This is a genomic window from Euzebyella saccharophila (genome assembly GCF_014855495.1).
Taxonomy (GTDB): domain Bacteria; phylum Bacteroidota; class Bacteroidia; order Flavobacteriales; family Flavobacteriaceae; genus Euzebyella; species Euzebyella saccharophila.
This window is the reverse complement of sequence record NZ_JACYFJ010000008.1, coordinates 92,361-104,896: the sequence shown is the minus strand read 5'-3', so window position 1 is coordinate 104,896 and position 12,536 is coordinate 92,361. Positions and strand designations below refer to the sequence as shown.

Annotated in this window: 10 protein-coding genes; 1 reads left to right on the top strand and 9 read right to left on the bottom strand. The window is 41.7% G+C overall.

Going from position 1 to position 12,536, the window contains the following annotated elements; genetic code table 11:
* Position 1: 1 nt before the first annotated feature.
* From cobA to IL355_RS17925, 7 genes are all read right to left on the bottom strand, one after another.
* Positions 2-814, bottom strand: coding sequence for a uroporphyrinogen-III C-methyltransferase (gene cobA / locus IL355_RS17955; RefSeq protein WP_192463471.1), 813 nt, complete (start codon positions 812-814; stop codon positions 2-4).
* A gap of 3 nt (positions 815-817) precedes the next feature.
* Complete coding sequence (locus IL355_RS17950) at positions 818-2,908, bottom strand: HEPN domain-containing protein (protein WP_192463470.1); 2,091 nt, start codon at positions 2,906-2,908, stop codon at positions 818-820.
* A gap of 120 nt (positions 2,909-3,028) precedes the next feature.
* Positions 3,029-4,276: a sulfate adenylyltransferase subunit 1 gene (locus IL355_RS17945; RefSeq protein WP_192463469.1), complete on the bottom strand. Its 1,248-nt coding sequence runs from the start codon at positions 4,274-4,276 to the stop codon at positions 3,029-3,031.
* Between the two features lie 88 nt (positions 4,277-4,364).
* A complete protein-coding gene (cysD, locus tag IL355_RS17940) occupies positions 4,365-5,285 on the bottom strand; it encodes a sulfate adenylyltransferase subunit CysD (RefSeq protein WP_192463550.1) in 921 nt (306 codons plus the stop codon).
* Positions 5,286-5,362: 77 nt separating this feature from the next.
* Entirely contained in the window at positions 5,363-5,986 is a 624-nt protein-coding gene (locus IL355_RS17935; protein WP_192463468.1) for a phosphoadenosine phosphosulfate reductase domain-containing protein, read from the bottom strand.
* Positions 5,987-5,997: 11 nt separating this feature from the next.
* Entirely contained in the window at positions 5,998-6,261 is a 264-nt protein-coding gene (locus tag IL355_RS17930) for a DUF2061 domain-containing protein (RefSeq protein ID WP_192463467.1), read from the bottom strand.
* Between the two features lie 172 nt (positions 6,262-6,433).
* Positions 6,434-6,847: an RrF2 family transcriptional regulator gene (locus IL355_RS17925; RefSeq protein WP_192463466.1), complete on the bottom strand. Its 414-nt coding sequence runs from the start codon at positions 6,845-6,847 to the stop codon at positions 6,434-6,436.
* Positions 6,848-6,990: 143 nt separating this feature from the next.
* On the opposite strand from IL355_RS17925, the gene IL355_RS17920 reads away from it, so the two are divergent.
* The gene (locus tag IL355_RS17920; protein WP_192463465.1) at positions 6,991-7,821 is read left to right on the top strand and encodes a class I SAM-dependent methyltransferase; all 831 of its coding nucleotides are present in this window, start codon (positions 6,991-6,993) and stop codon (positions 7,819-7,821) included.
* On the opposite strand, the gene IL355_RS17915 is transcribed toward IL355_RS17920, so the two are convergent.
* Together IL355_RS17915 and thrA are read right to left on the bottom strand one after the other, a co-directional pair.
* On the bottom strand, positions 7,818-8,987 hold the full coding sequence (locus IL355_RS17915) for a trans-sulfuration enzyme family protein (RefSeq protein ID WP_192463464.1): 1,170 nt from the start codon (positions 8,985-8,987) through the stop codon (positions 7,818-7,820). The two genes, IL355_RS17920 and IL355_RS17915, sit on opposite strands and share 4 nt — an antisense overlap.
* Before the next feature lie 149 nt (positions 8,988-9,136).
* Complete coding sequence (gene thrA, locus IL355_RS17910) at positions 9,137-12,523, bottom strand: bifunctional aspartate kinase/homoserine dehydrogenase I (RefSeq protein ID WP_192463463.1); 3,387 nt, start codon at positions 12,521-12,523, stop codon at positions 9,137-9,139.
* Between the last annotated feature and the right edge of the window lie 13 nt (positions 12,524-12,536).

Here is a 12,536-nt window from a genome sequence, read left to right as displayed (position 1 = left end):
TCTAACTTAACTCTAATTTGTGATGGTTGGCAATCTCCAAAATACGGGCCCTATGACGAACAACTTCGCCAATAATAATGATGGCCGGATTTGCCAATTCTTTATTTCTAACTTCTTCTTCAATAGTTTGAATGGTCGCTACCGCTACTTTTTCATCAGGTCTGGTACCATTTTGAATAATGGCTATGGGCGTTTCGGCTTTGCCTTCACCTTTAAAAAGCTCAACAATTTGCCCAAGTTTGGACATCCCCATTAAAATAACCACCGTAGCACTGCTTTTTGCGGCCAAGACCACATCAGCAGATAATTTATGCTCTTTTGTGGTACCGGTGATGACCCAAAAACTTTCGGATGCACCTCTCTTCGTTACCGGAATATTCTGCGAGGCAGGAACGGACAAACAAGAGGATATACCGGGAACCATGGCCACTTCTATCCCGCGGGAAGCAGCAAATTCCATTTCTTCGGCTCCACGACCAAAAACGAACGGATCTCCTCCCTTTAAGCGAACTACGTGACGCCCTTGTGAAGCCCTTTCCGCAATCAAATCATTGATTTGCTCCTGTTGATAAGCATAACATCCCTTTCTTTTTCCAACAAAAATCTGTTCTGCAACTTCAGCGTATTCCAATAATTCAGTTGCTACCAAGGCATCGTACAAAACTACATCCGCCGCCTTTAAAGCCTTGATCGCTTTTAAGGTGATGAGCTCCACGTCTCCCGGACCGGCACCGATTACGGTCAACTTCCCGGTAGATTCATTGGGCTCATTTCTCCAACTAAATTTATTATATGTAGTTTTTTGTACACTCATATATCAGGCCTCTGCCAATTCTTGCTGCCTATATGCTTCCACAGTTTTCAAGAACTGCTGTGCATCTTCTAAATAGCTTTTTGCAAATGCTTCGGTTGGCTCATTTTTATTCAATTGCAAGGCTAATTCCTCAAAATTTCTACCTAATTCCACTTTTCCGCTGGCCACTAATTTTTCATCAAAATCCTTGATGATGCCCGCATGGGTATTCACTTTGGTTTTTTCCGATGTTAAAATAGCTTTCGCCGAATTTACCATGGAAGTGTAGGAGTAGTAAATACTGGCCGCCCACTTTTCTTGGTTAAAGGCTTCTACCGCATTCTGAATTTTCTCCTCACTTTCAAATAACAAGGTGGCTACTAAATCGATGACCACACCGGCACATTCACCCACACCGATAGCTTTTTCATATCGCTCGGTATTACCCCAATCGATAAAATCTTCAGCGGTTAGATTGGTTACATCGGACAATGGCGTTAAGAAATCATAGAAATACATCTGACCTTTTTCCTGGTAATAATCGGCATACGATTGTCCGTTACCGTTGGCATCGTAATCATCCAGAATCAAACGCAGAGCTTCAGGACCGCGCTTACTAGGAATTTTCACCACCTTATCCGCAAAACGGCCATTTCCGTTACCATCATTGCTTCCGCCCAACAATACTTGTAAGGCCGGAGCCACCAATTTATCCTTGGTACGTACGCTCATACCCTGAAAACCGATATGGGCCATGTTGTGCTGGCCACAGGCATTCATACATCCACTAATTTTTATAACCACATCCGGATTGGAAATATACTGCGGGTAATCTGCTTTGATCACTCGTTCCAATTCCTCGGCAATACCTGTGCTACTGGCAATACCCAAATTACAGGTATCCGTACCTGGGCAAGCGGTAATATCCAAAGCTTTGTTATAGCCGGCCTCCGCAAAGCCTAATTTAGACAAGGCCTTGTAGAAAAACGGCACCAACTCTTCCTTTACATAAGGAATTAATATATTTTGACGCAAGCTCAAACGAATTTCGCCCGCTGCATATTCACTTACCAAATCGGCCAGAAGTCGGGCCTTATCGGTATACCAATCCCCTAAAAGAACTTTGATGCCAATAGCCACATAACCCTCTTGTTTTTGAGGAATGACATTGGTTGATTTCCAAGCCTCAAAAGCAGCCTGATCTTCAATTTCCACTTCTTTTGGCTGGGCATCCGCAATTTTCACTTTTGGATACGCTTCGGCATCTATGGGATAAGATTGATGCGGCACCGCTTTTTGCTCTGCCTCCAACAAATCCTTGAAACCGTCGAGACCTACATCTTTGATCAAGAATTTCATACGTGCCTTGGCTCTACTCTTACGCTCGCCATATCTATCGAACACACGAACCACACCATCCATCAAAGGAATGATTTTATCACTTTCCAAGAATTCAAAAAGAACGTCTGCATGACGTGGCTGAGAACCTAGTCCGCCACCTAGCATCACCTTAAAACCTTTAACACCATCCTTAATTTTGGCAATAAAGCCCAAATCGTGCATGTAGGAAAGACCGGTATCCTCATCACTCGCAGAGAAAGACACCTTGAATTTACGTCCCATTTCTTGACTAATTGGGTTACGTAAGAAATATTGAAACAAAGCATGGGCGTAAGGTGAAACATCAAACGGCTCATCCACATCAATACCAGCCGTTTCGCTGGCCGTCACGTTTCTTACCGTGTTACCACAAGCTTCACGAAGGGTAACATCATCTTTTTCCAACTCTGCCCAAAGCTCCGGGGTCCTGTTCAAATCTACATAGTGGATTTGAATATCTTGGCGGGTGGTGATGTGCAACCTACCAGTTGAATATTCATCCGAAACATCACAGATACGCTTTAATTGCTGGGAAGTTACCTTACCATATGGCAATTTGATACGGATCATTTGCACGCCTGGTTGACGCTGACCGTACACACCCCTTGCCAAACGAAGGCTTCGGAATTTCTCCTCATCTACCTTGCCGTCATGAAAGAGCTTAATTTTTCTTTCCAATTCGAGAATATCTTTCTCTACAACTGGGTTTTCTATTTCGGTTCTAAAACTCTGCATGCTGTTGTTTTATTTCTTTTTCTGAGTATGCTAACCCAGATTTTATTTATATTTTTCCTATCGGTTTAATAGATAATAATGCCTGGCGTTTTATCAAAAATGCCGCTCCACTCATCTTTACTAGCTGATGAAACCTGCCCCTACGGTACTGTTACTTTGAGAATCAATCAAAATAAAGGAACCATTGGTACGGTGGTCTTTAAATTTATCGTAGAAAATAGGCTTATTCAATTTAAAGGATACTTGCGCAATATCGTTCATGCCCAATCCACTTACATCGGTATCGATACCTGAATAATCAGGACTGATTTTATGGTGTATTTTATCTACTTTGGCCAACACTTTGTTTACGCCATGCTGAACCACATATTTTTTTCCCGGTACCAATTGATCGGAATCCATCCAAGAAACGGTAGCTGTAAACTGCTTATTGATGGTAGGCAAATCCCCTACTTTCACCAACATATCTCCACGGCTCACATTAATTTCATCTTCCAAGGTAATAGTCACCGAAGACCTTCTGGAAGCCGTTTGAAACTTTTTATCGTGGAAATAGATTTCCTTGATACGGGAACGGGTCTGTGATGGAAGGGCCACAACTTCATCTCCCACACACAATTGACCTCCGTATACTTTACCTGCAAATCCCCTAAAATCATGGAATTCATCCGTCTTTGGACGAATAACGTACTGCACCGGAAATCTTGGGGTACCGGTATTGTAAATATCCTTTAAATCAAGCTCCTCCAAGTGTTGTAACAATGTCTGACCTTCGTACCAAGGCATGGCATCTGATTTATTTACCACGTTATCCCCTTTTAGGGCACTCACGGGAATAAAGGTAATTTTCTGATCTTGGTAATCCCTTTTGCTCATCAACTCCTCAAAGTCTGCCTTGATGCTATTGAAGGTTTCCTCCGCATAATCCACCAAATCCATTTTATTAATAGCAACTATCACATCCTTTACACGAAGCATATTATTGATGAAGAAGTGTCTGTAGGTTTGTTCGATCACTCCTTTTCTGGCATCGATCAAAATAATGGCCGCTTGCGAAGTAGATGCACCGGTAACCATGTTACGAGTGTACTCCACGTGACCGGGAGTATCTGCAATGATGTAACTTTTTGTTGCGGTAGAAAAATAGATATGGGCCACATCAATAGTGATACCCTGCTCCCTTTCAGCTACCAAACCATCGGTTGCCAAAGAAAAATCCAAGTAATCGTAACCACGTTGCTTACTGGTTTTTTCAATAGCTTCTAATTTATCTGTTGTCAGCGATTTGGTATCATACAATAAACGACCGATCAAGGTACTTTTACCGTCATCTACACTACCTGCTGTTGCTAATTTTAATACTTTCATCTTTGTATGGTTGTTGGTTACTAGTTTTATTAGGATACCCCACTAAAACCCATAACACATAACTTTTAACTCTTAACTCTTAACTATCTTAGAAATACCCTTGTTGCTTACGCTTCTCCATGGCCGCTTCGGAACGCTTATCGTCAATTCGCGCACCTCTTTCCGAAATGGAAGAATCCCTAATTTCAGAAACCACTTTGGCAATGGTATTGGCTTCGGATTCCACCGCAGCGGTACATGACATATCGCCTACCGTTCTAAAACGTACGATACGTTCTTCTACCAATTCGTCCTCGGCCCTAAAAACCACATCGTCCTCGGCAGACCAGATAAGTCCGTCCCTCAAGAACGTCTTACGCTTATGGGCAAAATAAATAGAAGGAATTTCAATGTTTTCAGATTCAATGTAGCTCCAAACATCCAACTCCGTCCAGTTACTAATTGGAAAAACACGAACGTTCTGACCCAATTCTATCTGACCGTTTAACATATCGAATAACTCCGGGCGTTGGTTTTTCTCGTCCCACTGACCAAAATCATCACGTACGGAAAAGATTCTTTCCTTGGCACGAGCTTTCTCTTCGTCCCTTCGGGCGCCACCAATACAGGCATCGAATTTGAATTCTTCAATAGCATCCAACAAAGTGGTGGTCTGCAACATATTTCTACTGGCATACTTACCAGTTTCTTCCTTTACCTTTCCTTGATCGATGGAGTCTTGAACATTGCGTACGATCAATTCTAGACCCAACTCCTCTACCAAGCGATCTCTAAACTCAATGGTTTCCGGAAAGTTGTGTCCTGTATCTATATGCATTAAAGGAAAAGGAATTTTTGCGGGCCAGAAGGCTTTTTGTGCCAATCTCACCAAGGTAATGGAATCCTTTCCTCCGGAAAACAACAACACAGGTCTTTCAAACTGCGCGGCTACTTCCCTTATAATGTAGATAGCCTCGTTCTCCAAAGCGTTGGCAACATCGCCGGTAGCCTCTAAAAGTGTTGTATCCAATTCTTGTTCTTTTGTAACTGTTTCCAAGTTTTTATGCTTTTATCCTGCCTAAGCGGAAGTTTATAATAGTCAATTATTTAGGTATGCAATCCACATTCACGGTTCTCCAGAACCTTGGTGGGGTCAAAATATTTATGTTCGTTGGGCAAATCGAATTCCGCCAAATAGGCATCCAATTCCGCATCGCTATAGTGATAGAACGGACTCACCTTTAGAACACCGTCTTTACTTAAACTCAATACATCTAATGAATCACGCAAAGCCGTCTGTCCTTTTCTAAGATTAGTGAACCAAACATCAGGTTGATGCGCTTCCATCGCCCTTCTAAAAGGCTCTAATTTCACCTGCTCAGTAAATATGGCATGCCTTGGGTCGTCTATTTGCGGAATACCCATCACCACATCCCTATGCGCAGTGGTCTGCTTTGGCACATATAAGTCTATTTGAAGCCCTAGACGTTCGATTAGTTCTTCGGCATGGCGGTAGGTGTTGGGCGTATTATAACCGGTATCGCACCAAACCACGGGAATATCAGATTTTACCTGAGTAACGGCATGAAGGATATTTACTTCATAAGGTCTAAAATTGGTAGTCACTACCGGATTTTTAGCATTCTCAATGGCCCAAGTAATGATTTCTTGAGGATTTGCGCCTTCAAATTTTTTATTCTGCTCTTGAATTAATTCTTCTGAAAAACTCATTTGTCTATAAATTATTTACCCCAAGTTATTTTATTCCAGATTCGCTCATGAAAAAAGTATAGAACCATTTTGGTTACCAATTCTATCAAACCTATGGAGAAAGCCAAGGTTAGTGTACCGGTAACGATCCACGAAATCATGATGGTGTCTATGGTTCCAACGATTCTCCAACTAATAGACTTAACGATACTTCTTTTTGGGCTTTCAGAAGTTTTGTCTTTCTGAAAAGTCGTTTTCTGGTTTTTAGAATCCACAGTAAGTTGATCTACAATCATAACCTTTATTATCCTATTAATTTAATAGAGTAAGCAAAAATAGAATTATTTTTTGAACTGAGTCGCACCAAACCAAAAGAATTTACAATTACCCTATAGATTTAGTAGATTATTAACAAAACGCATTTTTTTCTGGGATATTATCAACCGATGAAATACTGAAAGTCAAGGATTAGGAAATTATGAGGTCTGCCAACGTGTTATTTCGGTAAACCTCTAGGTTGGCATCCCTGACCATAAGCATGAGCTTATTGACCGAACAACTTGCCTCATCTGGGCAATCTGCACATTTTTCGTAGAAATTTAAGCTTACACAGGGTACCATAGCAATGGGGCCTTCCAACACTCGCATAACATCCGTCATAAGAACCTGATTGGGTTCTTTGATCAAATAGTATCCACCGCCCTTGCCTTTCTTCGAACCTAAAAAACCACTTTTTCGAAGGGATAATAAAATGCTCTCCAGAAACTTTTGGGAAATATTTTCACACTTCGCAATTTCAGAAATCTGCACAGGCGCTTTTTCCTTCTGGGAAGCTAAATAAGCGAGGGCCTTAAGGCCGTATTTGGTCTTTTTAGAGAGCATAAAGCGAAGATACAGAAAATTAAAATCTTTAAAAGCTAGATTACCAAGTTGAATAAACCCTGGAAACAAAGTACGTATCAACCTATATAAACCATCAATATTCTTAGTTTTGAGGGATAAAAGCTGAATTAACCAACCTTCATATGGCCAACCAAAAGAAACTCATCAGCAAAAACGTAAAAGACTTTTATAATCAGGCTTCTGAGGAAACCCGACTAGAAAACGGTATGGGAATCTTTGAGTTTGAACGGGTGAAAGCACTAATTGAAAAACACCTTCGCAAACCCAACATGATTATTTTAGATGTTGGCGGAGGTACCGGAAAATACGCTGAATGGCTATCAGACTTAGGCCATCAGGTTCACCTAGTGGAACCTGTCATGAAGCACATCAAACTTGCCCAAAAGCGGGCCAAAAAATCTAAAAATGGCTTTTCGGTAAAAGTTGGGGCTTCCCAGCAATTGGATTACCCCAATGAATTTGCCGACCTCATCCTACTTCACGGACCCCTATACCATCTTCAAAACCCTAAAGACCGAGCTCAAACCATTACGGAAGCATTACGGGTTTTAAAACCTGGCGGAACGGTACTTGGTTTTGCTATCAACTATACCGCGTCTACCTTGGTGGGGCTCCTACATGGGTATATTCAAGACAAGAACTTTTTCAACATGTGCAAAGAAGAACTCACCTCTAGCAAGCACTTTCCGCCCAAGCAGTTTCCGGGTCTTATGGGAGAAGCTTACTACCACCGCCCTGAAGAACTCAAAAAGGAATTTCAAGAAGCGGGATTCACCCATAACCAGCTTACGGCTGTTGAAGGAATGACTTGGCTAGACAAAGATTACTTTTCAAGCATGCTGCATCCTAAGAACAGAAAAACGTTGAGCGAATTACTTTCCATCACGGAAAATGACGAAAACCTGCTCGCTTTTAGCCCACACATGATGATTGCTTCAAAAAAGCCTAATTAAGCTTCCAAAGCTTGTTTGATATCGGCAATAATATCATCTACATGCTCCAACCCTACGGAAACCCTCACGGTACCATCGGTAATACCGGTTTCTGCGCGCTCTTCTACTGACAATTTACTATGGGTTGTTGATGCCGGATGCGTCACGATACTTCTGGAATCACCCAGGTTGGCGGATAAAGACAATAGTTTTATGGAATTGAAAAACTTTTGTCCGGCTTCCAATCCACCTTTGACCTCAAAAGCAACTACGCAGCCACCGGCCTTCATTTGCTTTTTGGCTACCTCGTATTTAGGATGCGATTTTAAGAAAGGGTAACGCACCCAATTTACCTTTTCATGGCCTTCAAGAAATTCAGCCAATTTTAAGGCATTGTCACAATGTCTATCCACACGAACTGCCAGGGTCTCCAAACTTTTGGAAAGCACCCAAGCGTTAAATGGCGAAAGCGCCGGACCTGTAATTCGGGAAAAACGATAGACCTTGTCTACCAGCTCCCGTTTTCCAACGGTAATACCAGCCAAAACACGCCCCTGCCCGTCCATTAATTTTGTTCCGGAATGTATGACCAAATCGGCACCAAATTTTATCGGCTGTTGCAAATAAGGCGATGCAAAGCAATTATCAATAACCAAAATCAATTCGTGCTTTTTCGCAATGGCCCCTAAATATTCTAAATCCAATACATCAACACCGGGATTCGTGGGAGTTTCCGCATAGAGAATTTTGGTTTTGGGCGTGATCAGCGATTCTATCTTTTCTACCTCATCACATTTAAAATACGAATGACTGATATTCCACTTCGGGAAAAAATTATTGAAAAGGGAGTGGGTAGAGCCAAAAATACTGCGAGAAGAAATTACATGATCGCCACTATCCAACAAGGCCGCCAAGGTAGAGAAAACCGCAGCCATACCTGAAGCAAAGGCAAAGCCGTCTTCAGCACCTTCCATCTGGCACACTTTTTCAATAAACTCGGAAGAATTTGGGTTCGAGTAGCGGGAATAAATATTTCGCTCCTTCTCCTCTGCAAAAGACGCACGCATATCCTCGGCATCTTCAAACACAAAACTAGAGGTCACGTACATAGGCACCGAGTGCTCTAGGTTTTCTGACCGTTTTAACTGCGTGCGAATCGCGTTCGTCTCAAATTTATTCGTACTCATCTCTTCTTTTTTTTTCTTTTTCAAGTCTCTTTCGGATGAATGGAAATTTCCGTTAAACCCAAATTTTGAATTCACATTACGAACCCCTAACCCTTAACTCCTAACTCCTAACTCCTAACTCCTAACTCCTAACTCCTAACTCCTAAAATCTATCCCTTTTCGGCAATCCTTAAAATATCGCCAAACACTCCTCTGGCGGTTACTGCCGCCCCTGCACCTGCACCTTGAATCACCAGTGGGTTTTTGCCATAAGATTCCGTATAGATTTCAATAATGGAATCGGAACCTTTTACCTGTCCCAAAGCACTTTCTTTGGGCACAGAAACCAATTTTACTTCCAAAATACCTTTTTCCTTCTGCAAATCACCGTGCAAATCACCTACATAGCGTAAGACATGGCCTGGTTTCTGGTTTTTCTTTATCTCACTGAACTTGGCATCCAACACATTCAAGTTCTTTAAAAAATCATCTACTGATCCGTCTCGTAAGTCTTCCGGAATAAGGTTATTGATGCTGATATCCGAAAATTCGTTGCTTAAATCCAACTCCCTCGCTAGAATCAACAATTTTCTACCCACATCATTCCCGGAAAGGTCTTCACGTGCATCTGGCTCGGTAAATCCTTTTTTCATGGCATCCAACAAAATAGCCGAGAATGGCTTATCGGACTCCGAAAACGTATTGAAAATATAGCTTAAAGAGCCAGAAAAGACCCCTTTAATTTGAGTGATATTCTCACCGCTCAAATGCAATAACTTAATGGTATCGATCAATGGAAGCCCTGCTCCTACATTGGTTTCATACAAGTATTGTTTTTGGTTTTTCCCAAGCTCTTCCCGTAACAATTGATAAAAATCAAAACCTAGGGTATTGGCTATTTTATTGGAGGAAACCAAATCAAAACCATTTTCTACAAAATCAAAATAGTGGGCCACAAAATCTTCATTGGCCGTATTATCGACAGCAATCAAGTTTTCTAAATGGTTCTTTTTGGCAAATTCCATCACATCGGAAAACGTGTAGGGCACTCCCCTTTCCTCAATGGCTTTTTTCCATGATTTAGGGACTCCCTTTTTCTCCAAAAGAACTTTACGTGAGTTAGCTACTGCAAAGACATTCAAGTCGATTCCCTTACGCTCTTCAATGGCCTTTTTGGACTTTAAAATCTGTTCGATCAAAGTACCGCCCACATTTCCATGACCGAAAATGGCCAAGTTCACTTTTTTGCTGATTCCGAAAATCTGACCGTGCATTACATTGATGGCCTTGTGCAAATCGGTCTTTTTGACCACTAAACTCACATTCTTTCCGGAAACCGTATTATTGAACAATAACGGCACTACCTGATTCTTGATCAAAGCGTTAAAAGGCCTATGAAAAGTACTTAAATCTTGACCTACCACAGAGATTACCGAGACCTGATCTTGAACGGTAATCATATTGATATCCTTATTTTCGTAATCGCCTGCAAATTCGGCATCCAAGGCTTTTTTCGCCCTTTGTGCCTTATCGGCATCGACAACAAGGCCAATTCCCCGTTCGGACGAGCCTTGTGACACAATGCTGACACTAATATTATTTTGGCCCAAGGCCCTAAAAATACGGGCATCAACCCCCACTTTACCTAGCAGCCCTCTACCCTCTAAATTAATCAGCGCCACATTTTCAATGACGGAAAGCGAACGGATACCCCCTTCCTTAGATTTGGCACTGATCAAAGTACCTTCATTATCGTCATTGAAAGTATTCAATATTCTAAGTGGAATATTTTTTTCAATTAATGGAATAATGGTCTTCGCGTGCAAAATGGTGGCTCCAAAATTAGCTAGCTCATTGGCTTCGCTATAACTCAGGTTATCTATGCGTTTGGCATCAGGCACCAAATCCGGATTAGCAGTAAAAATTCCGTCTACGTGGGTATAATTCTGAAGTTCTTCTGCATTTAAAAAATTGGCAAATAGCGCAGCGGAATAGTTACTGCCGTTTCTACCCAAAGTGGTGGTATCTCCATTTTCATCGGAAGCAATAAACCCAGAAATAACCGGTACAGTTTGCGTCTCCAAATTTGCGAAATACCTGATTACGTTCTCTTTTGACTTAACCTCATCTACAGAAGCATCGCCAAAATTGGAATCCGTTTTCAACAACAACCGAGAATCTAAGGCTTGTGCCGAAATTCCCCGTCCTACCAACAACTTACTTACCAGTTTAATGGAAATCAATTCCCCAAAAGCCAAGACCTGGTCTTTAACTTTCTGACTATAATCACCTAAAAGGGAAACCCCTTCCAAAATTTTTGCCAGCTCCTTAAATTCATCTCCCAGTTTTATATTTTTAAAACTGTGCTGTTGGTATTTTTCAAATGTCTCGAAATCCTTCTGGTAATTCTGACCGGAAGCCGCCTTTTCCAATAGGTTTTCAAGCTGATCGGTCGCCTTTCCCCGAGCGGAAAGAATCACAGCAATGTTTTCACCTTCTTCCTCCTTTTTGGTGATGATATTCAAAACCCTCTCCAAGCCCTCACCATTGGCAAGCGATTTACCACCAAACTTTAGCACTTTGAGTCCCTGACTCTTTCCATTTCTACTGAAAATAGGCCGCAGCAGTTGTTCCATTTGGTCAAACTCAATCAAAAAGGCATCATGCCCATGAAGCGAGTGTACTTCGCCATAGGTAACATTACTATTCGCTTGTGCCAGTTGCTTGTAGGTATCTTTATTTTCCTTCGCTGTAAAGAACAAATCGGAATCCACTCCAACAATATGAATATTCATATCGCTGTTTTGTAGGTCGATGAAATTACGGTCACCATCCCTCATAATATCGATGGTCTTCAATAGCTGATTCATCAATTTATAGGCCGAAACCTGGAATCTTTCCTGCAGTTTCTCACCGTGGTGCATTAACCAACTTTCCACATTGAATACCTGCAACTCTTCATTGGTACTTCGTTTAAAACGTTCTTTGAACGATTCCGGAGTTCGGTAACACAACATGGCATGCATACGTGCATCGTGCACTGGTTGCTTGGAATTGACCAAAAACTGCTCTTGAATTTGGCAATTGGCGATCAACCAATCGGTAGATTTCCAATCGGAAGCCACCGGAATCAAATGTTCTGTTATTTTAGGATTGAGGGCCGCCATTTCCCAGGCAATGCCACCTCCCAATGACCCACCAATTATCGCATAAAGCTTTTTAATTTCGAGCATATCGAGCCCTTGAAGAAAAATGCGGCCCATATCACCTGCCACAAAATCCTTGTAGTTTTCAATGACAAATTTGTCATATCCGTTACCAGGAATATTAAAGGAAAGAATGGTGTATTTTTTTGTATCGATACACTTTCCTTCTCCAATTAGGGCAGACCACCAGCCGCCGTCGCCGGTAACATTTGAGTTTCCGGTAAGGGCATGGTTAACCAACACAATAGGGGCGCTGTGCAGCTCTTGACCGAACAGCTGGTATGAAAGCTCAATATTCTGCGTCTTTTGACCCAGGGTTTGATAATTCTTTATTTGAAGATGATGGAGCATAAATTTTTATTGT